The sequence below is a fragment of the Bacillus sp. BS98 genome (assembly GCF_008432245.1).
Classification (GTDB): Bacteria; Bacillota; Bacilli; order Bacillales; family Bacillaceae_G; genus Bacillus_A; species Bacillus_A toyonensis.
The window spans coordinates 2,070,407-2,093,222 of record NZ_CP043830.1 but is presented as its reverse complement, the minus strand read 5'-3'; the positions used below and the strand labels follow the sequence as shown (position 1 = coordinate 2,093,222).

Sequence of the window (22,816 nt, the reverse complement as noted above, 5' to 3'; positions counted from 1 at the left end):
TTACTAGGAAGGTGAATTTATCAATGAAGATACAAACAGAACAAGATGTAATTCGCTTAATAGAAAACGACAAATGGATGATGAACGTATTACACATAGCAAAATCACTAGAGCTACCTGATTGGTGGATTTGCGCCGGTTTTGTTCGTTCTAAACTTTGGGATACTTTGCATAACTACGAAGTAAGAACTGCTACACCGGACGTTGATGTCATCTATTTTGATCCATTACATAAAGACGAGACATATGAACAATCCGTAGAGAAAACACTAACAAATATGGATGCTTCTATACCTTGGTCGGTTAAAAATCAAGCTCGTATGCATGTGGTGAACAACATGCCACCATATTCTTCTTCTGTTGATGCTATTTCTAAATTCCCTGAAACAGCAACGGCTTTAGGGGTTACATTAGACGAAAAAAACAATGTTATATTAACAGCCCCGTGCGGTATTGAAGATGTTCTTTCATTACAAGTGAGACCAACAGCTCATTTTCTCGAATCAAAAGGACGTATACATATGTACAAAAACAGAGTTATTAAAAAGAATTGGCAAAGTAAATGGCCTAACATAACAATCACATATCCAGAAATTTAGAAAGGGTGCTTCTCATTAATAGAAGCACCCTTTTCTTCATTTCAAAAAATACATGACTGTTTCTGCGAATCTATCTGCTTCCTCATAATGAGGTGAATGACCGCTCTCTTCAAATGCAATATACTTGCCGTTTCGAGCATCTTTATTAAATATTTCAATTTGTTTTTCACACGTTACTACATCATGTTTTCCTACAAGTAATAACATTGGATTTTGTACATCTTTTATTTTGGATAATAATGATGTATGACATGCGCCTTCTAATTTTAATCTATCAAAATGAATCTTGGAGCGTTTTGAAAATATTTCCCACTCTTGATCACTGTATAAACTCTCATCTGTCCTATCTTCCTTATTATTGTAAATCTCCATTCTTTTTTCTTCTAATTCATCGCTTAATCTTATATAAGCTTCAAGCAACTCTTCGGAACTAGCATTGCTAGATGAATAAGCGATGGACTCTTCTGCTATTTCTTCTTTTCCATACTTTTTTAATAAATCCCCTGTCTTTTGTAACAAAGCTCTACTTGTTAATGCAAAATCGAAAGTTGGTCCTTCAAATATTATTTTCTCTATTGAACTTGGATATATCGATGCATATAACAATGCTACATATCCACCGAAAGAATGTCCAATTACAGACCACTTCTCAATTTGCAATACTTTTTTTAGTTCTTCACAATCTTCAATCAAATCATTTAATCCAAAAGCTTCGTCCTCAAGAATTTCTTCTGAGCGACAAACACCTCTTTGATCTATCATAATTACATATAAAGAATCTTTTAAACGTTCCGCTTGATGAAATGAAAAATCATAACAGCTCTCTCCCGGACCGCCGTGCAAGTATAATACAGGCTTACTTTTAGGGTTTCCATGTGCTTCAACATATAACTTCTTCCCTCTAATGTCCATGTATTTCCCTGCTTCTATCAAATTCGCCTTTATAATCATCACCTTCTTTTTTACTGAATATTATAACATTTTATGTTAAATAATTCCTATTACATTTAAAAAGACGATGATTATGGCAAGTGGCGCTACAAACCGAAGTAAAAATGCCCAACAAGTAAATACTTTCTTTCCGTAATTTCCACCTACAAAAAATTCTGCTTCTAGCACCTTCTTTTCCATTTTGAATGATACGAAAATACTAATAAATAGCGCTCCTAGTGGCATTAATATATTACTAGATAAAAAGTCTACCGCATCAAAAATATTCTTACCAAAAATCGTAATATCACTCCATACTCCAAATGATAACGCAGATGGTATACCTACTAAGAAAATACAGAAACCAATGATCCATGATAGTTTCGTTCTTCTTTCTTGTTCACCATTTGCTAATGCTGAAACAACCGTCTCTAGTAGAGAAAACGCCGATGTTAATGTGGCAAATGTAAATAGCGCAAGAAATACCGTTAAGAACAATCCGCCAAATGGAATTTGACTAAATACAGATGGTAATACGATAAATAGCAATCCAGGCCCTTCCGTCGGCTCCATTCCTAATGAAAATACTGCTGGAAAAATTGCAAGACCTGCAAATAAAGAAACAAATAAATTCAATCCAACAATTGTTATTGCTGATTTTGGTAAACTTTCTTTTTTATTTAAATAGGAACTATACGTAACCATGATTGATATTCCGATACTAATCGCAAAGAACGATTGGCCCATTGCGAACAAAATACTTTCTGAAGTAATCTTTGAGAAATCTGGTTGTAAGAAAAACTTCACACCTTGCATTGCATTATCCAATGTTAATGAACGAATAATAAGGGCGACAAATAAAACGAACAATGCTGGTAACATATATTTACTTGCTTTTTCAATTCCGTTTTGTACACCTTTTGATACAACCCATATCGTAATGAACATAAAAGCGAAATGTCCAGTAATAGCCCAAGCGGGATTTCCAATTGTTTCAGTAAATAATGCACCGTAATTTTGTCCCGGAGTAATAAGTTGTCCAGTTACTCCTCTAAATAAATAAATCAATACCCATCCACCTACAACACTATAAAACGAAAGTAATATAAAACACGTTCCAACGCCAAGGCGTCCAATCCAGTGCCACCCTGTATTTGGTGCAATACTTTTAAATGCGCCAACTGCTTGTTTCTGTGTACTGCGTCCAATCATAAATTCAGCTATTAATAGTGGTAGTCCAATTAACACAGTAAATAATATAAAGATTAAAAAGAATGCTCCTCCCCCGCTCTTCCCAGCGATATAAGGAAACTTCCATATTGCGCCTAATCCAATTGCTGATCCTGCTGCAGCCATTATAAATCCTAATTTCGAAGTCCATTGCTCCGTCTGTTTCATCTTATTTTCCTCCTAATTAAATCTTTTTATACAAATAATTAAATTTTACATACCTATCCGAATAAACCCTCCATTTCTTTTTCTATAAAATAAAAAATGGCTCAGCATCTCTTTATATAAAGAGACGCTAAGCCATTTACTTAACGCGGTACCACCCTTATTGATTCCATTATGAATCCACCTTAGTAGTAATCGTTTGATTACAAACCTAATATCGAAGGTTAACCGTTAAGATTTACTAAGAATGTGATTCCGTTCCACCTTACTGCTCCTAGGCGAGTTCAGGATGTCATTTGACTATGTCGCACCAACCCATAGCTCTCTGCACAAATACATGACCTTACTACTCCTATTCAACACATTTTAATATTTAGAATATATTTTCTTTTGAAATTAATATGAAGTATATCGGTTATATTTATAACTGTCAAGGTATATATTAATTTTTTTGTCGAAAAGGTTTTTTATAAACTTTCAATGTAAAAATAAAAGAACATTAAAAAAGAACCTTCGCGATAATCGCGAAGGTTCTTTTTTATGGTGTAAGACGTGTACAATCTCTCGGAAAAGCACTCGCCTCTCGTACGTTCGTTAATTCTAAAAGTTTATATACAATCCTTTCTAGCCCAATGCCGAAACCGCCATGCGGTGGACAACCGTATCGGAATGTATTTAAATAAGATTGAAATTTCTCTAGGTGTAATCCTTTTTCTTTAAAAGATGCGAGTAATAGATCATAATTATGAATACGCTGTGCACCTGACGTAATCTCTAATCCTTTATACAATAAGTCAAAAGAATCAGTAATAGTTGGATTCTCTTTATTCGGCATCGTATACATCGGTCTCGCTTCTTTCGGATAATGTGTAATGAAAACAAATTCACTATTATATGTTTCTTTCACATATTTCCCTAGTAACTTTTCACCTTCTGTATCTAAATCTCCAATCGGTGATTCTTTTCGATACTTACTTTTCAAAATCTCTTGTGCTTCTGATAATGTAATTTTCGGTATTTCAGTAATGACAGGTACTTCTATTTGTAATTGTTGTAGTTCTTTCTCACATGTTTCTCCTACTTGCTGAAACATATGTCGTAAAACATCCGTTTCTAATTGCATCACTTCATGAAAATCATCGATAAATCCAAGCTCTACGTCTAACGATATATATTCATTCAAATGACGGGAAGAGTTGTGATGTTCCGCTCTGTAAACAGGTGCAATTTCAAAAACACGTTCCAATCCTCCCGCTACCATCATTTGTTTATAAAACTGTGGTGATTGAGCTAAATAAGCTTCTTTTTGGAAATATGGAAGCTTAAAAACATTCGCTCCTCCTTCTGCCCCTTGCGAAACAATTTTCGGCGTAAATATACGTATGAAATCGTTCTCTGTTAAATAGTCACTAAAACTTTGAGCGAGTGTAGCTTTCACTTTAAATATCGCCGCGGTTCGCTCATGTCTTAACGATAATACTCGTTCATTCAATAGTTGATCTAAACCAACTTGTAATTTCTTTTTATTTAATTCAAATGGAAGTTGTTCTGCACCATTTAATACTTTCACTTCATGAGCAAGTACTTCAACCCCTAATTCTGTTTTCGAAGTCTCTACAATTTCACCAACTATTTGAACGACACTTTCTACATCAACTTTGTATCCAGCTAACTCGTTTTCTAATACACATTGAATAACTGCCGTTCGGTCCCGTAATAATAAAAAACTCACATTACCTAGATGACGAATCTTTTTTACCCACCCTTGTAAGAGTACCACTTTTCCAACATGCTCCGTACACGCTTGAGCGAGTGAACGCGTCATTATTTGATCCATTATATTTCCCTCCAATAGTTTTCATTTTATTTACGTTATTGTTGTCATCATCGTCATCCACGTTCACTCACCTCCTTTCAAAAAATACAAAAATCCGCCCCTAGAAATAGGGACGGATTTTTTCCGCGGTACCACCCAAATTGTCACAATGACCATCTTAGCCCTGATAACGGTAGGTACCGTTTGCTTTTACTAATAATCACGTTCAAAACAACACTCACAGGTGTCTTTCCATCATGCGGTATCGCAATCTTCCCAGTAACCGATTGCTCTCTGTAGACCTTTGCATCATGTACTTTTCCTGATCATCACTTTTTATATTTACAGAGTATTCTATCTCTTTATTTTATAAAACGCAAGCCTTTTTATTTAAGATTCTTCATCTACCGTTATATATGCGTATTTTTCATGTTCTATTATTATTTTCCCATTTAGATTTACACTAGTCTTTTTCACGCTCTATATACATTTCCATTTTATTACATAATTTACATGTTTCCCACGCATATTAATAGCAAAATTGTAGCGGAGGTGTACATATGAAAAAAGCAATTAGTTTCTTTCTCCTTTTGTTATGCCTAATTGTAGTAAATGAAACGTACGCATATTCACCAAAATCTTTACCAATCTCTCAACATTCTAATCAATGGCAAGTGAATATTGATGAAGTGAAAAAAACGAGTAAAAAATTGTTGCAACCTAAAAAAGGTGTATTTCAAACATATTATTTCTCTGTAAAAAATCTCGGAAAAAGCGAAGTGTATAACGTACAAGTTGAAGTCTTCCGCAACGAGCCAAATACAAAAACGAAATATGAACTCTTTTCCCTAAAGGAAAGTCGTTTAGCAAGCAACAAAACTGGATTTGAACATGCTAACTTACCTATTTCTACAAAAACAGATGAGGTTGACGTGATTATTACGTGGCAAGAACACCCTTTCCGCTCGATGCGAAACGGTCAAAAAGTTGAGTCTAGAAAATTTAAAGAGCATTTTGTTTTTAAAGAATCTAAAAAGTAAATGAGGCTGCGGATGTATTCACATTATCATTGATATTAATTTATTTACTAGTACCAGTTCTTATGTAAATTAAAAAGTCGTGGCTTATAAACGCCACGACTTTTTATATTAATTCGTACTAATTCCTCTTGCTGCCCAAATACGATCGATATCAGCAGCATGTTGTCCGCCATATAGAAGAGCATCCGCTTGCTTAATTGCTTTTGCTCCATCACGGAATTTAGCATTTGGCGTTAATGACCAATGTGATTGTAAAATAATTTTTGTTGCTACATCACGGCCAAAAGCTTGTGCCATTTCGTATTGTCCTTGAGCCCAAATTTCCCCATCATCATGTACTTCATTCGTAATATCTTTCGGATATACTTTATTCGTATCTAATCGGCGTAAGCATGTTGGATCCGAACTAGAATAAGCTGTCGCATCCCATTCTCCAACACATGCTTTTCCGTACCCTGTAGTCGACACTGCATCTTCATAAGTAGCACCTAAGAAATCACCAAATCCTTCTCCCATTGCTCCACCTTCTGGTGAGCTACCGAATCCAGGCACTTGATTGTCTTGAATTGAATGGCCGTATTCATGCGCGATAATACCAGCATCTTCTGCATCATCAACTCCGCCAGTACCGAAAGTTAAAGCTTTCGTTGATGGAGAATAGAATGAGTTATCATCCGTTGTACCATTAACATTTACTTTAATCGAACGATTATTAATATTTTTAAAGCCTAGTCCTTGAATATAGCGCTGCAATGTATCGATATGATAATACGACATAACATCTTCAAAGCTATCATTTGCACGTGTATAGTTAAATTGTAAGTTTGTAGATTTCGTCATCGCTTTTGAAGAAATCGTTACATACTCTCCAATTAAAAATCCTGTTCCATCTAAACCTTTTAACGTAACAGTCTTCAATTGGTTCGTTAGAGCTGTTGAATCTGCATCATTATTATCTTTTAATCCTACTTTACTACCACTAGATACGACCGGGTTAGGTAAAAATACTTTTCCTGACCCTTCAGCTTTTCGGTTTATATCAACCTTTTTAATTAACTTTCCATTTTCTGCATCAATGAATGTTTCCCATGCACCGAATGGATTATTAGAATGGACTACCACTTTATATACTGGAAGAGCGACACCTTCTTCTACAATATATCCGAATTCTTTTTCTGTAGGAGCCCATAAGTTTTGCTCACTCGCTTCTCCAACATACGCCATTGATTTTTGTATTGCATCTTTTTCACTAATTTTTGTCGTTACTTCTTTCACACCTGTAACAGGTTGATAATCAGAAACAGCAAGTACTCCTTTTCCCTCTCCGTTAAGAGTAACCGTAATTTGTTTTGAAAATACAGGCGCGCCATTTACTACTTGTTGGAACCTAACATATGAAGCTACTGACGTTTCTGTTGTAGAAATATATTGCAAGTCTGAAAGATCGGGCTTTAATCCATACTGATTGGCATTCCCTTTTAAATATTCAACTGCTTTTTTCTGTGGTGAATAAGCTTCTACCTTTACTTGCTTCTTTTCCAATGCGGAAACTGTAGAAATCGTCCCCATTACTAATGGTACAGTCATTGCCATTGCCACCATTTTTTTGTTTAACATAAAACCACTCCCCCTAATAAATTGTGAAACCTTTACCCCATTCCTATAAGGCTATTACTGTCGACAAGTAACGAAATAAAGTGAATCTACGAGTAATTCTATACGAGCAATTCTATTACCTTTACATTTTGGGTAAGTGAAATTTTCTCAATATTTATGTGTAAAACGAAAACAATACTTTAGAAATATATTTCTTTATCAATTCTTTCAACCTTATACTTTTAAAATATGAAGAAAGAAATGTTCCAGTGTCCCTATCGAGTGGATTATGAGGAAATCATCCGGTTAATCTCCCTTCATACAAAAAAGGAAGTTGGAATGATTCCAACTTCCTTTTTTCATTAATTAGCCTCGCTTAACTTAATTCGGAGTTTTGTCTCCCCTAAGGAAAGCTCGTCGTCTTCATTCGTTAAGTGGCCAAATGTAAATTGCTTGACGAGTAAGTTTTCTTCCAATAGATGTTTATGATTCGTTAACGTTTGCTGTAGTTCTTCCTCTGCATCAAGAATCACATCAACTCGTAAGTTAACTGGTAAATTCAACTGCTTACGATATTCTTGAACCGCACGAATGAATTCACGAGCTACTCCTTCTTGTAACAATTCTTCCGTTACATTCGTATCTAACATAACCGTATATTGTCCGTTAGTCGTATTAGAGAATCCTGATTTTGCAACTTTCTCAACTAACACATCTTCAGCGGTTACAACCACTTCTTCTCCTGATGTTGCTTCGTAAACTGCTCTTTCTGTTGATACAAATTTTTGTACTTCTTCTTGTGATAATTGTTTTAACCAGCCGTTTACTGCATTCACATTTTTACCGAACTTCGGCCCTGCTGTTTTAAAATTGAGCTTCAATTGATATGATGTATACTTCGTTTCATCCAGTTCAACATGGAATGCTTTCACATTTAGCTCATCCATTACAATATCGCGATAAGATTCCCAATCGATATCATTCTCTTTATGCTCAAGTAATACAAGCTCAGCTAACGGCTGTTTTACTTTTAAAGAATGCTGATTACGGTTACTTCTTCCAAGTTCGACAACTTGTAAAACAGCATCCATTTCCGCTTCTAATTTCGGCTGAAGTAGTGATTCATTTACAACTGGATAATCCGCTAAATGAACGCTACTTCCTTCTAAATTCAGATGAATGTCTTCCGCGACAAACGGTGTAAATGGTGCAATTAATTTACTAATTGTTACAAGCACTTCATGAAGTGTCTCATAGGCAGATGCTTTTTCAGCGTTCATACCAGATTCCCAGAAACGATTACGTGAGCGTCTTACATACCAGTTACTCACTTCATCTACAAGTGCTGCAATTTCACGAGCTGCATTCGTAAATTGATACTCATCAAGTGCTGTTCTCACTTTTTTCGTTGTACTATGCAATCTTGATAATACCCATTCGTCTAATTTCGTAAGCTTTACGTCATACGTTTCTTTCGGATTATACTCATCTAAATTTGCATATAAAACGTAGAAGCTATACACATTGACTAATGTATCTACAAATTTAGATTTCGCTTCCAGTACTGTTCTTTCAGAAAAACGCTTCGCATTCCACGGGGCACTATCAACGAGTAAAGCCCATCTTAGCGCATCTGCACCAAACTTCTCTACTAAATCAACTGGATCTAGTGCATTGCCTTTACTTTTAGACATTTTTTGTCCTTCTTCATCTAAAACATGCCCTAGTGATAACACTCGTTTATACGGCACTTTGCCTGTATATAGTGCTGATACTGCTAATAAACTATAAAACCAGCCGCGTGTTTGATCAATTCCTTCTGCAATAACATCCGCTGGAAACTGCTCTTCAAATAAATCTTTATTTTCAAATGGGTAATGATATTGTGCAAATGGCATAGAACCACTATCAAACCAAACATCGATTACTTCTGGTGTGCGATTCATTGTGCCTCCGCATTTCCCGCAGCAGACTTGCACTTCATCTACATACGGCTTATGCAATTCTAAATCTTCAGGTGTTTCTTTCTTACTATGCTTTCTTAATTCAGCAATGCTTTTCGGTGCGAACTGATGATCGCAACTTTCGCATTCCCATACGTTTAATGGTGTTCCCCAATATCTATTTCGGCTAATATTCCAGTCAACCATATTTTCTAAAAACTTACCAAAACGTCCATGTTTCATATGATCCGGATACCAAGTAACAGAATCATTATTTTTTAAAAATGTATCTTTAATTGCAGTTGTTCGGATTAACCAACTTTCTCCTGCATAATAAAGAAGTGGTGAATCACAACGCCAGCAATGCGGATAACTATGTTCATATTTTTCTTTATGATATAGCAAACCTTCCTTCGCCAAATAACGAACGATATCAACGTCACAATCTTTTACAAATTTACCTTTCAAAAATGGTACTGCATCTGTATACTCACCTTTTCCATCTACAACATGTAGGAACGACAATCCTTCACTTTGAACAACTCTATAATCATCTTCCCCATATGCTGGAGCAATATGAACGAGTCCAGTACCACTATCTGCCGTTACAAAATCCGCTGCAATAACACGGTAACCATTTGTCACTTCTTTCATTGGAAATGGTGCTGTGTAAAATGTATTTACTAATTCTTCACCTTTATGAACAGATAATACTTCATAGTTTTCTTTTAATACTTCTTGTACACGTTCTTTCGCAACAATGTATACATGACCTTCTTGTTTCGCTTTAACGTATTCCATATTTGAATGTACAGCAAGTGCAACATTTGCTGGAAGTGTCCATGGTGTTGTCGTCCAACCTAAGAAATACTCATTTTCACTATTTTCCACTTTAAACTTAACTGTTGCACTTAAATCTTTTACTGTTTTATACCCTTGTGCAACTTCATGTGAACTGAGAGAGGTTTGACAGCTTGGGCAGTACGGTGAAACTCTATGCCCTTTATATAACAAGCCTTTTTCATGAATCGTCCCTAAAATATGCCATACACTTTCGATATATGGATTTTCTAAAGTAACGTATGGATCATCCATATCTACCCAATAACCGATACTTTCAGTGAACTCACGCCACTGCTTTTCATATGTGAATACACTCTCTTTACACTTCTTAATAAATGGCTCAATTCCGTACTCTTCGATTTCATGTTTACCAGAAATACCAAGTTGCTTCTCAACACCTAATTCTACAGGTAAACCGTGTGTATCCCATCCTGCTTTTCTTACTACTTTAAAACCGGCCATCGTTTTATATCTTGCTACTAAATCTTTAATTGCCCGACCAAGTGCATGGCCGACGTGTGGTAAACCGTTCGCCGTTGGTGGTCCTTCATAAAACACAAACGATTGCGCGCCTTCTCGATTCTGAATTGATTGTTCAAAAATGCTCTGTTCGTTCCACTGCTTACGAATACGTGTTTCTCTCCCTACAGCTGACTCTTTTACATCTACTTTCTTCATCTACAATCACTCCTTTGAATGTTTTAAAAGCACACAAAAAACCCGCCCCTATGAAGTAGGGACGGGTTTACCCGCGTTACCACCCTAATTCTATTAGCTTTTCACTAATAGCGCTTAGCAACGTACTAACATACGCGTTCTTTGTAACGGTAGACATCCGTCCGGGCCTACTTACTTTCAGCCTCGGCTCCTCGGAGATGATTTTCAAATAACGTCTGAACACCGGCTTTCAGCACTTTACCGGCTCTCTGGGGAACAGTTCATTATTTTACTCTTTCTCGTCTTCAGATTTGTATACTTTGTTAAAAGCTATTTTATGCCATTTAACAATAAATTGTCAACTAATTCAAAATATATTTTTATTTATATCCTTTTTTCACTACTTATATACATATACAATTACTTTTCAAACTCTCTCAGTCTTGCTAGATCTTCATCTTCTTCGATAAGTTCAGCAAAAAATCCAGATTCATCCTCACGAAGTACATGTTCAAGCTCTTCTTTCGCCTCTGCATTTCTATTTAATAACGCTAAATAACAAGCATGATCATATCTTGCTAACAGATCACTCGTATCCATTGTTACTACTTCACTTGTTATTTTTTCTGCCTTTATCGTTTGGCCGGCACTATGATATGAAGATGCTAATGAGAGAAGAATTGCCGTATCATTTGGATGATGTATAGAAGCATCTTCTAATAACTGAATTGCCTCTTCATATCTCTCTTGACTTTGGTATATTTCTCCTAAAGCAAGGAATCCTCTACTTACAAACGGTGTTTTCTCCGTTAATTGTAAGCATATTTTTTCTGCTTTTCCTTCTTCCCCAACTTTCAAGAATACTTGCGCTTGTATAAGAAGCGTATCATAATCATCCGGTAGCTCTCGAACTAATTGCTTCATTAACTCTACAGCATCTTGTAACAAATCTTCGTCCTCACACTCAATGAAAAGATTTACAAGTTGCTTCGCTACCTCATAATCCCATTTATTTTCTAACGATGTTTGCAGAACATCTATCGCTTCTTTATTCATCGATACATTTTCGTAAAATAATCCAAATCGTTGTGCTGCCATACTATTTTTTGGATTTAACTTTAATGAGATTTCATATAACTCAATAATTGTTGTAACCATTGAAATTTCTTTTGCCCGGTTTTTCATACGATAAAAAGCTCTCGTAAATATAGATTTTTTCGGTTGTTCATTTTGTTGACGTTCAATCCATCTTTCCGTAACCGCAGCTGCTGCACACATGAATGCTGTACTTCTTTCTGCTTTTTTCACTTTTAATGTATGAAGAAAATCCCGGATGTTAGACAATTTCTTATGTTGTTCTACCGCTTTTACATAAACATCAAATATACGTTCATTATTTACATCTTTTTGTATTACTTTCATTGCAACTTCAATCGCTTTTGCATCTCTTTTTTTCACTAATACTTTTACATAATGATATAGAACTTCTGCATGCTCACTATCTAATTGTAGCGCTTCTTCAATCTGTGCTTGTTCTTTATCTATTTCATCCATCGCTCCATACACATACGCAATCGCATCTAAGCGCCATATTTCGGGTACTTCGCCTGCTAGATGTTCTAATTCCTTTAGCAACTCTTCTTGAAGATTTATTTCTACTGAAAGCTGTGCCAAATATTCCATATTTATATACAAAGGCTCTTCTTTCATCGCCTGAACCATATGAATTTGTTCTTTGAAACGCTCTTCTTCTTTTTCGTATATTTCTGCTAGTTGTAAATGTACACCTAAAAAGTTTTCATCAAGCTCTAAACATGTTTCATACGCTTGTTTTGCTTCTGTCAATTGTCCTAATGCCATAAGTGTTTCACCAATTCGGTAATATGGCAATGCCGTTTTCTTTTGTTCTATTGCTTTATTATATCTTTTCATCGCTTGGCCATACTGTCCAATAGATTCATGTAAAATACCTGCATAACAACTGTATTCACTTACTTCATTTCTTTCTTTTTGTAACGTTCTTAAGAATGCTATACCTCGTTGTACAAATACAGTTCCTTTAATTCGATTCACATATTCATCTAACGCACTTGCTACATTATATTCACTCTGCTTTATACCACTCTCTAACTTAGACAATGCTACTTTAAACCCATCTTCATTTCCACCAAGTTCAACCTCTGCATCCCATAAAACCATTCCTGCATTCATAAGGAAATCTTGGCTCTTTTCAATTTGTGTTTCGAGACCAAGAATATATTCTTTCGCTTCATCATATCGCTCTTTTGCCATATAAACTTGCGTAAGTCCGAAATGAGAATAAACATCTTCATTATCTTCTTCTAAAGCACGCTTATATAATGTTTCTGCTTCTTCCAGACTATCATTTTGAAAATGATAATCACCTAATCTTACATATAGAGACGCCTTATCATCACAATTCTCAATACCTTTTAATAAAATTTCTTTTGTGCTTTTCTCATCCTTCAAATCAGATTCATAGATCTCTGAAAGTTTCGTATAAATGTAAGGCGCATTACTATCTAACTGAATCGCCACTTTAAGTCCTTTTATCGCTAAATGTAATTTCCCTAATTGATGCGCACATCTCGCTCGTTCATACCATACATGCGCCTCATTTTTATATTCTCTTAACAAATTATTAAAGATTTCATATGCTTCTTCATATCTTTCTAAATCTATTAATATTAAACCGTGATTCGTTAAAGTGAACCTTTCTGGACTACGTTCTACAGCTACTTGAGAAAACTGCAACGCATTTTCAGATTGATCGATATACATATAAGATAACGCAAGGAAACTCCAGGCGATCGGCTGATCTGCGTCCAATTGTAATGAGGAACGAAAACTTGTAATCGCTTCTATATAACTTTCCTGTTCAAATGCATATCTTCCATTTATCAAATGATATAAAGCACGATTATTTTTCTTCTCAACATTTGCCAGCATTTGCTCAGCTTTCTCCATTTCTTGAAGACGAATAAAGCACTGTGCACCATGCAATTTAACAAAATCCGAGTTCGGAAACTTTTCCATTAACTTTTCTATACAATATAAAATAAATTCTTTATCTACTTCAACATCTAAATGTTTCATCGTATATAACCACGTATTCCGATTATCACTCGTCTCTTTTAAAAATTGTACTAAGTTATTAATTCCCTCTTTATCTTGTTCATCTAAATGATCTGTAAGAGAGAAAATGGATTTAAAATAATGATTCTCTTCTTCACTTAAAAATGCTAGTTTTTCCTTCTTTTCTTTCGGAACAAACGTGATCGCCAAACAACCTGTATAACGATATTTCTCTTGCAATTTACTATATTCCACAAGAACTGGTTCTATAAAGTTTGGATCTTGAACATAAAAAGCTTGTAACGTATCATCATATCCTGATAGCACTTGCACATGTGAAGCATGTTCGATGTCTATACTTAATAAAACGGGGATCTTTCGGTCGAGTAATATCTTATAAATTTCCTCATTCCCTTTAAAATAACGATATTCATAGCCTAACTCTTCAATATAAGAGACCGTATCGGAAAACTTTGAGCCTGTCATATCAAAAATAAACTCTGCTATTTCATCTTGTGTACGTTTTTCTCCCCATAGCTGCAACATCATTTCTAAACTTGTCGGAACACAATAATTATCCTTTTGTACAATTGGAACTATCGGCAGGTGAACCTTTTTTCCATCTGGATTTTTTTCTAAATTATGATATAAAGAGCCTTTTAAACTTTTTTCTTCTTTTAATAACTGTTGTAAATCTACAAGTTTATTCATTTTGTACAACGCTTCTGCACGTAAATGTACAAAGTAAGTTTCATAAGCATGATAAGGAAGCGTACTATTAATATTATCTATTACCTCTAACATCTCTTCATATTTCGCTAAATCTAATAAATACTTTACCTTTTCAAAATGAAAATATGGTACTTGTGGAAACTTTACAATCGCATCATCAATTAACTGTAATGCATGTTTTTGTTCCCCTTTATTCGCATATAACTGTGATAATAAGTAGGTAGATAGTTCTTCACAATCTTTATGCTGCTTTCCAGCTAAAAATTGTTCTTCTGCTTTCTCCCATTCACCTGTATGCATATAGACGTAGCCCCATTTATCAAAGACCGCACTTGTACTGTACTCCTCTGCTTTTTGCATATAAATGAGCGCTTCTTCATTTCGTTTCATTTCTAATAAACATCGTACTAAAGTAAAATATGTTTTCGCTAAAAAATCGTCATCTATTTCTTCTTTATCTGCCTCTTCTAAAGAGTCTTTTAACAACTGTTCTGCTTCAAGGATTTTTCGCTCATCAATTAACTCATCACAATATAAAGAGAGCGTTCTCATATTTGGGAATTTTTTATAAGCGTAGCGAATGAGGAATGAACTGTATTGGTGCATAAGCCCTTCATCAGTAAGGCGAATTAATATATCAAACTCCTTATGTGAAGGAATATTAGCAAGCCAAGTCTTCACATAGGATAAAGTATTCGTTTCTTTTATATATGAAATTTCATTATTTATTTCCTGTAATCCATCTACAAATCTCTTGTCTTTTAAACAAGCTTCTAACTGCTTAAAATCTAGCATGCATTCACCTCGAATATTTATTTAAACTGCTACTTGCTTAGATTTTACACATCATATTGTAGGTATTCAACTAAAATCTCCTATAATGGATAGTATTATTTAATATTATTCGAATTTATAACAAAATATAGTAAAAATGATTGTTTTTCTTCGTATTTTGTTTAATTATATGGAATAGCGTGAATTGAGGATCTTATCTTTTCAAGGCCAAAATCAGTACATGAAATTATATCGGCGATAATTCAAATATATCAGCGATTATACGGTGAATATCGACTTATCGATAAAAAATGTCAATCCTCAATAAATTGCTACCTTTTAACATTCTATGTCACCAAATGTAATTTTCATATTCGGAGCATATACTAAAGATGAATGTATATGGAGCGCTTTAAAAAATCGTAGTTCTGCTTCATATTGAGCTAATGCTTCATCATATGTTAATCTTCTTATCATTAAACGTTCTATAAATTGCTGTTTATCACCCGGGTTGTCCGCAATCCCCTCTTCTCTTAATGAATGATACAAACTGTGTTTATCATTGTGATGCATACTAGAGTCTAAAAAGTTCACTTTATCGCTCACTCTACACTCAATATTTTTCACACCTAATTTACTTAAATACATCGGTATTTTCATGCCAATATTTCCATCTTTACCGTTTCTCTGCGCGTCTTTTTCAAATAACTTCTGCAAAGCACCTAGTTTAATAATTTCCGATTGATTCTCTCCATCTAAGACATATGAAGACATATTTGAAATCCAATGTGGTTCAAAACAGATTATTTTACCACCTTTTTTAATTGCATGTATCATTTTTTCTAACATCATTTTTAGAGTATTCATATGTAATAGGAAAGCATGACAGATTGCTATATCGTATTTATCGTTCAATTCAATTTCTGTAGCATCCCCCTCAATAAATTCTGATTCATATGGAAGTAGATGAAACAACTCTCTCGCTTCAGCAAGTAATGTTTCTCCACTATCAATGCCTGTATACTTTGAACCTTCTGGAAGTAACGGCATTAATACTAAGCCTAAATAACCATATCCACAACCGAAATCAACGATATGTACGGGCTTATTAATCTTCCAAACTGAATTTACTAAAAAACTTACATAATCGTCGTTGTAATATAAATCTCTTGTATTTTTTAAATATGTTAGTTTACTGTTCCAGTCGTATGTTTCCAAACCTAACGCCTCCTTATATAACATTACAATTCTCCATTTAATAAAGACATTCCTATACTTTAAAGAAAAGTTAAGTTTAGTTTTAAAAAAATGAAACTTTTGCTTATACCTTTCCTATAAATATAAAAAAGGTATACATATCTACTATGATACGTACACCTTTTTATGTTACATCTCCTCAGGTGCCTCCACCCCAAGCAAACGTAATCCCTCTTTTAATACAACCGTCACAGCATAAACTAATGCCAGTCTGCTGTCTTTCTCTTTACTCTCTTCCAATATACGCACATTTCCATAATATTTATTGAACGATTGTGCTACATCTAATACGTATTTCGAAATGATTGATGGCTCATTTTTGTTGAAGGCTGCTTCAATTACTTGTCGGAACTTATTCAGTAATTTTACGACGCTCCAGCTATGATCATCTTTTAATGCAAACGTACACGTTTCAAATTCTACACTTTCTTTTCTTAAAATAGAGCAAGCACGCGCATGTGTGTACTGTACATATGGTCCTGTTTCTCCTTCGAATTTCAGCATATTTTCTAATGAGAATTCGATATTATGCATACGCTCATTTTTCAAATCGTGGAAGATGACTGCTCCTACACCGACTTGCTTTGCTACTTCTTCTTTCTGTTTTAAGTTTGGGTTTTTCTCTTCAATATTTTGTTTTGCAAGGTCTATTACTTCCTCAAGTACTTCTTCAAGTAAAACAACTCTTCCTTTACGTGTCGACATTTTCTTACCGTCTTTTAAAATGAACCCAAACGGTACATGTTCCATGCCGTCAACCCAATTGTAGCCAAGCTTTTTTAATACAGTGAAAAATTGATTGAAGTGTAAACTTTGTTCCAGGCCAACTACATATAGGGCTTTATCAAATGCATAAGTGTTTTGACGATATAACGCTGCCGTTAAGTCACGTGTTGCGTAAATAGTCGCACCATCTGATTTTCTAATTAAGCAAGGCGGCATTCCCTCTTCTTCTAAATTAACGACTAATGCGCCTTCTGACTCTTCAAGCAACTCATGCTCCTCTAAAATCCCAATGAAATCTTCCATTAAATTATTATAAAAAGCTTCTCCTTGAAAATTAGTAAATTCTACACCGAGAAGTTCATAAATTCGAGAAAATTCTTTTAAGGATTCGTGACGGAACCAATTCCAAAGCTCAACAGCTTCTTCATCACCTTCTTCTAATTTCTTAAACCAAGCACGCCCTTCTTCTTCTAGTTCTTCGTCGTCTTTTACCTCTTCATGGAATTGAACGTATAACTTAAATAATTCACGGATTGGATCCTCTTTAACTACTGCTTCATTTCCCCATTTTTTATAAGCAGTAATTAACTTTCCAAACTGTGTTCCCCAATCCCCAATATAATTAATTCCTACAACTTCATAGCCACATTTTTCAGCGATATGTTTCAGTGAATTTCCAATCATTGTAGAACGTAAATGCCCCATCGAAAAAGGTTTTGCAATATTTGGAGATGAGTAATCAATAACTACTGTTTTTTCACATCCAAAGTAATTTTGACCGTATTCTTCTTTCTTAGCTAAAATCGTTTTTAATACAGCATCACTTACAGTTTCACGATTGAAAAATACATTTACATAAGGACCAACAGCCTCTACTTTCGTAAAGAACGGATCATTTACTTTCTCCGCAATTTCCTTTGCGATAATAGCTGGTGATTTTTTATATTGCTTCGCTAGTGAAAAACATGGGAACGCTGCATCTCCGAATTCATCTTGTTTCGGTGTTTCGATTAAATCTAAAATTTGATTTTGCGTTAATTCATTTACAAAAATATTTGATAAACTTTTCGCAAACTGTGTTTTATATTCCATACTACAACCTCCTTATTTTTTTAAACACAAAAAACTCGTCTCTATATAAGAGACGAGTTTTAACCCGTGGTACCACCCTTGTTGTTCATTACGAACCACTTTCCCGTTTATAACGAGGACAGGGGACCTCGGCTTACTCTACTATTCGTTCAAGAAGCGTCTCCGAAGTGCGCTTCATCTTTTTCTTCCGCACTAGGCTCACACCATCCCTAGCTCGCTTTCCTTCTGAAAAAGACTACTCTCTTCATCACAGACAGTATATTTAATTAATTATTGCTTATTATACATCTTTTCAAACAATTAGCAAGGGTCAATTACGCCAAAATGAAACTTTGCACTTTTTCTTTTGTATACGTGAAAATTGTGTTTTTCAAATCTAGTACTACGGAAATGGTCTTTCAGAACAATACGCTTTCTCGCCACACGCTTCGCTTCCGCAATTGTTTCATCAGTAATATCATGATACAAAGCGAAGTGTTTTAATCCTTTAATTCCATCTGATTCTATGACAGTTTCTTCAAACATCGGATCAAGGTAAACAACGTCATAACTATTATCCTCACATTGCGTTAAAAAAGCGAAATGCTCTGTTTGCTTTACATGGATTCTTTGCATTGCCTTATCGATTTCAGCAACTGATGAAGACCATGTTTGCAAACCTTTTTCCATTATGTAAGCCATATATTCGTTACCTTCAAGTCCTGTTACCTTTCCACTTTCACCAACAATATAGCTAGCTACAATACTATCTGATGCCATGCCGAGCGTACAATCTAACACCGTCATTCCGCTCTCTAATTTAGCAGCTTGTACAAACGGATCGTGCTCTCCGCGCATTAACCTTTTCACACGAAACATTGCTGAGTTTGGATGAAAGAAAAACGACTCTTCCGTACCTTCAGGGTAAATAGCTAATCGGTTCTTCCCTACGACAAGCACATCTTGTTCATATTTCTCATGCAGTTTGTGCACAGGTATATCATTACGTATAACGAAAGAACTATTTAATTCTGTCGCTATTTTTTTTGCATAAGATGTCATTTCTTTATTTGTTCGTCCTGCTGTTGTTACTATCATTATTTCACCTCTATATAAAGAAAAGAGGGAGATTTACTCTCCCCCTTCTTTAGCAATTCTTTTCGAAAGCTTGTTCTAAGTTCGTAATAATTTCGTCCATAGTTGCACCTTCAATTTCATGACGGTGAATGAAGTGAACAACTTCTTTTCCTTTTAATAATGCCATAGATGGTGAAGATGGAGGGATTTCTCCGAAGTATTCACGCATTTTTGCAGTAGCATCTTTATCTTGACCTGCAAATACAGTTACAAGATGATCAGGTTGTTTTTCAGCACGAACAACTGCTTGACCTGCTGATGGACGCGCTAAACCAGCTGCACATCCACAAACTGAGTTTACAACTACTAATGTTGTACCTGATGCATTCTCCATAAATTCTGTAACAGCTTCTTCTGTAGTTAACTCTTCAAATCCAGAACGCACTAATTCTTGGCGCATTGGAATTACCATTTGACGCATGTATTCTTCATAAGCATTTGACATCTTGTATCTCTCCTTCAACTTTCATTCCAAATTCATCATATCACGCTCTATTAATAGGTGCAAAAGAAAGATAGTGACGTTTTCATTTTTTTGAAGGGATTTCACAAACCCCACCGCGGCAATGTCCAACTGGGACAAGTTTTCTATTGTTAGCGATATAATCGTATACTTTGCTTCCAAATCCAAGTACGATAGATAATTTTATAAAAGGCACTGCAAACCAATAAGATGGAACAGCCTTCGCTAATACGTTTATGCTATGAATTCCGTCATACCATTTATTATTTTTAAAAATATACATCCTTTGCTCCATCTTACTTTGTAGTTCTTGAGAAAGATCATACTTCTTAACTACATCATCATCTCGAAATGAAACAAATGTCATTTTACCCTTTTTATCTAATTTCTTCGTACGCTCTGCCACTGCAGTACACATCGGACACCAACTATCATAGAAAACAATCATATATTATTCCCCTTTACGAGATTCCGTCATTTGTTTCCATACAGAACCTTTCGCTTCTTCGCCGCCTTCAATACGCTCTAATGCAAGACGAGCTTGCATCGCTACTTCAAACTCTGGATCATCTTGCGCTGCTTTTAATGCCGGAATCGCACTTTCATCTCCAAGTTCAAATAAGAACATAGCTGCACGCCAGCGTACTAATTTACTTGGGTCTTTCAGCGATTTAATCATAACGAACATCGCTGCTGGGTCACCTACGTCTGATAAGCAATCCCCTGCAGTACGACGAACACTTACTGAACGATCTAATAACGCTTTATATAATAACGGTAATACTTCATCACCTTTTACCATACCTAAATAAGCTGTTGCTATGCGGCGGATAGATACTTTTTCATCGTCTAACGCCATTTTCAACACTAGAATATCCTCTTCAGTAGGATCCATTTGCTCTAAAGCTGCAAAACGATTTTTCCAGTCAGAATCTTTCATCATCTCTTCTGTTACTTTATATGGCTCACGCTTTTGAATCGTTACTTCAACTGCCCCAGCCTGATCTAATAATTCTTTAACTGTTTCATTTACACGTTCTTCTGAATAAGCAGCAACAATTTCTTCTACTACTTCTTTCCCTATTTCTTCAAAATTACCGTAACGTGTACTTTGCTCTACCCATTTACGCTCTTTCACAACGTTAGGTGCAGACATTTGCACTTTCATGATTGATTCTTTAAAACGATCAGGTAAACCAACACGCTCTTCCGTCGTTCCATCTGTTAACTTCACTTGCATCGGAATTGTAAAGAACATTTGAATAAATACTTTCACTTCTCCAAAGTGAGAAAGTTGCTGTTCTTCGCTTTCTTCTACTACTTCTTCACCGAAAACGGCACGAACTTGTTGTAATAAAACTTTCCAATCATACTTCGCATTACGCTCGACTGCTAAAAAGTCTGCTACATGATACACACCTTTAATGCCTTCAATTTTCAAAATTTCTTGCACTTGTACTGGTGCTTGTTCTTTATTTTCATTTGTATAATTATTACGCGCTCCTGATGGTAATACTTCATTCAAAATAACTTTCATTGTATTTGGACTTGGCGTCGGTTCAATTGCTTTAATCTTCACGTAAAAAACTCTCCTTTATTGCGTGTTCTTAGCTGTATTGTAACATGTTATCACTCTATACTCCTACTCGGATGCTTAATTTTACTACTTTCTTCCCGCTACCATACTATTTCATTTTTTACATTTCAAATTAGGAACGAAATTTTAAAACCGTTCGCTTCCGATAGGTTTTATTTTAAGGAGGGAATTTGTTCTCTTTGCCCTACATAAAAAGAGGTATCTATATCCTAGTTAGATCATTCATTTTAAAGTGAAGTGCAGTTAATAAATAAAGCTCTGGAGGATACTACTAAGAAAGAAGAACGATTTATATATAAAAACGTTCATACGAATGCGCTCTGAGGGACTTGTTGGTGGAGAATTGATTTCTGAAGACATTTTGATTGTGGATATTCCGAAAGATGAATTAATGGAATTGCTTAGAGTGATAGAAAGAAAAAAGGCGAACCCTTTATGAAATTAAGAGGTTCGCCTTTTTTGTTACGGTAATTCCATATTATGTCAAATATATTTGTGTATGATATACATCATCATGGTGTTAGCAAGCAAAAGTATATTCTTCATTTCTGAAAACAGTAGATGGAAGATTGTGACCTTCTGAGTCCGCTAAGAAAGAATACACAAGAACATCCTCAACATCATCTTTATTTCCTCTAATGATAACGTCAAGAAAATCTTCTATATGGAATTCTGGAGTAAACAACACAATCTTAGATGTTCTGTTTGGTCCTAAAGAAACAATAGTACGAGAGATTTCAACTAATTCATTTTGCGTTGGGAAAAAAGTGTTTGGACTTCTCTTAACAATTACCGTTACATTACTAGTATGGCAGCGTGAATCATTGTTTAACATAATATTGAGAGCAGTTGGAATAATACCATTCTCAGAAACCGGAACTCGAAAAACCCCAGTAGATTTATGAGCCATATAATCACATCCTTTCAAAATAAAATATTCTTAACAATATAGTAGATGCAAGAAAAGTTCATTTTGATAGGGACAAATTATGTGATTAATATGCACATAATTATCTTCAATATTAATAAATCAATGATTCAAAAGATTAACAAGTACCGTGAAAAATGTGGAATAGAACCAATCTAATAATCCCACTTCAATGAGTAACCATTTCCAGAGGAATCTTTCAATATTCAGTATAAA

General features: G+C 35.0%; 15 protein-coding genes and 4 other annotated features. Of the genes, 2 read left to right on the top strand and 13 right to left on the bottom strand.

The annotated features are described in order from the left end of the window. The first annotated feature begins 23 nt into the window (after window positions 1-23). Window positions 24-599 carry a nucleotidyltransferase family protein gene (locus F0362_RS10930; protein ID WP_000701725.1) on the top strand — a complete coding sequence of 192 codons (576 nt, stop codon included), beginning with the start codon at window positions 24-26 and terminating at the stop codon, window positions 597-599. Between the two features lie 36 nt (window positions 600-635). On the opposite strand, the gene F0362_RS10925 is transcribed toward F0362_RS10930, so the two are convergent. The 3 genes from F0362_RS10925 to aspS form a co-directional block, all read right to left on the bottom strand. Further along, window positions 636-1,550, bottom strand: a complete 915-nt coding sequence (locus F0362_RS10925; protein ID WP_000584213.1) for an alpha/beta fold hydrolase — start codon at window positions 1,548-1,550, stop codon at window positions 636-638. Window positions 1,551-1,586: 36 nt separating this feature from the next. Continuing rightward, window positions 1,587-2,927, bottom strand: a complete 1,341-nt coding sequence (locus F0362_RS10920; RefSeq protein ID WP_000814552.1) for a sodium-dependent transporter — start codon at window positions 2,925-2,927, stop codon at window positions 1,587-1,589. 117 nt (window positions 2,928-3,044) lie between these two features. Continuing rightward, window positions 3,045-3,293, bottom strand: a binding site (T-box leader). Between the two features lie 169 nt (window positions 3,294-3,462). After that, window positions 3,463-4,761: an aspartate--tRNA(Asn) ligase gene (gene aspS / locus F0362_RS10915; RefSeq protein WP_000372098.1), complete on the bottom strand. Its 1,299-nt coding sequence runs from the start codon at window positions 4,759-4,761 to the stop codon at window positions 3,463-3,465. Between the two features lie 105 nt (window positions 4,762-4,866). Then, window positions 4,867-5,079, bottom strand: a binding site (T-box leader). A 221-nt stretch (window positions 5,080-5,300) separates the two neighbouring features. Here aspS and F0362_RS10910 point away from each other — a divergent pair. Beyond that, window positions 5,301-5,780 carry a hypothetical protein gene (locus F0362_RS10910; protein WP_000709315.1) on the top strand — a complete coding sequence of 160 codons (480 nt, stop codon included), beginning with the start codon at window positions 5,301-5,303 and terminating at the stop codon, window positions 5,778-5,780. 108 nt (window positions 5,781-5,888) lie between these two features. Here F0362_RS10910 and F0362_RS10905 read toward each other — a convergent pair whose 3' ends face one another. The 10 genes from F0362_RS10905 to F0362_RS10855 all read right to left on the bottom strand — a co-directional run bounded on the left by F0362_RS10905 (window position 5,889) and on the right by F0362_RS10855 (window position 22,582). Further along, window positions 5,889-7,397: a M36 family metallopeptidase gene (locus tag F0362_RS10905; protein ID WP_000932729.1), complete on the bottom strand. Its 1,509-nt coding sequence runs from the start codon at window positions 7,395-7,397 to the stop codon at window positions 5,889-5,891. A 341-nt stretch (window positions 7,398-7,738) separates the two neighbouring features. Then, window positions 7,739-10,840: an isoleucine--tRNA ligase gene (ileS, locus tag F0362_RS10900; RefSeq protein WP_000754889.1), complete on the bottom strand. Its 3,102-nt coding sequence runs from the start codon at window positions 10,838-10,840 to the stop codon at window positions 7,739-7,741. A 54-nt stretch (window positions 10,841-10,894) separates the two neighbouring features. Then, window positions 10,895-11,134: a binding site (T-box leader), on the bottom strand. A 105-nt stretch (window positions 11,135-11,239) separates the two neighbouring features. Continuing rightward, entirely contained in the window at window positions 11,240-15,442 is a 4,203-nt protein-coding gene (locus F0362_RS10895; RefSeq protein ID WP_000883822.1) for a bacteriocin-processing peptidase family protein, read from the bottom strand. A 318-nt stretch (window positions 15,443-15,760) separates the two neighbouring features. After that, window positions 15,761-16,663, bottom strand: a complete 903-nt coding sequence (locus F0362_RS10890; RefSeq protein WP_073990683.1) for a class I SAM-dependent methyltransferase — start codon at window positions 16,661-16,663, stop codon at window positions 15,761-15,763. A gap of 144 nt (window positions 16,664-16,807) precedes the next feature. After that, window positions 16,808-18,496, bottom strand: a complete 1,689-nt coding sequence (gene argS / locus F0362_RS10885; protein ID WP_053446425.1) for an arginine--tRNA ligase — start codon at window positions 18,494-18,496, stop codon at window positions 16,808-16,810. 45 nt (window positions 18,497-18,541) lie between these two features. Further along, window positions 18,542-18,756 (bottom strand) — a binding site (T-box leader). 40 nt (window positions 18,757-18,796) lie between these two features. Continuing rightward, entirely contained in the window at window positions 18,797-19,573 is a 777-nt protein-coding gene (locus tag F0362_RS10880) for a class I SAM-dependent methyltransferase (RefSeq protein ID WP_000637472.1), read from the bottom strand. A 49-nt stretch (window positions 19,574-19,622) separates the two neighbouring features. Continuing rightward, entirely contained in the window at window positions 19,623-20,057 is a 435-nt protein-coding gene (locus tag F0362_RS10875) for a BrxA/BrxB family bacilliredoxin (RefSeq protein ID WP_000063703.1), read from the bottom strand. Window positions 20,058-20,139: 82 nt separating this feature from the next. Further along, on the bottom strand, window positions 20,140-20,523 hold the full coding sequence (locus tag F0362_RS10870; protein WP_000634894.1) for a thiol-disulfide oxidoreductase DCC family protein: 384 nt from the start codon (window positions 20,521-20,523) through the stop codon (window positions 20,140-20,142). Between the two features lie 3 nt (window positions 20,524-20,526). Beyond that, a complete protein-coding gene (locus F0362_RS10865) occupies window positions 20,527-21,654 on the bottom strand; it encodes a conserved virulence factor C family protein (protein ID WP_000692595.1) in 1,128 nt (375 codons plus the stop codon). A 538-nt stretch (window positions 21,655-22,192) separates the two neighbouring features. After that, window positions 22,193-22,582, bottom strand: a complete 390-nt coding sequence (locus tag F0362_RS10855) for a hypothetical protein (RefSeq protein WP_000940649.1) — start codon at window positions 22,580-22,582, stop codon at window positions 22,193-22,195. Between the last annotated feature and the right edge of the window lie 234 nt (window positions 22,583-22,816).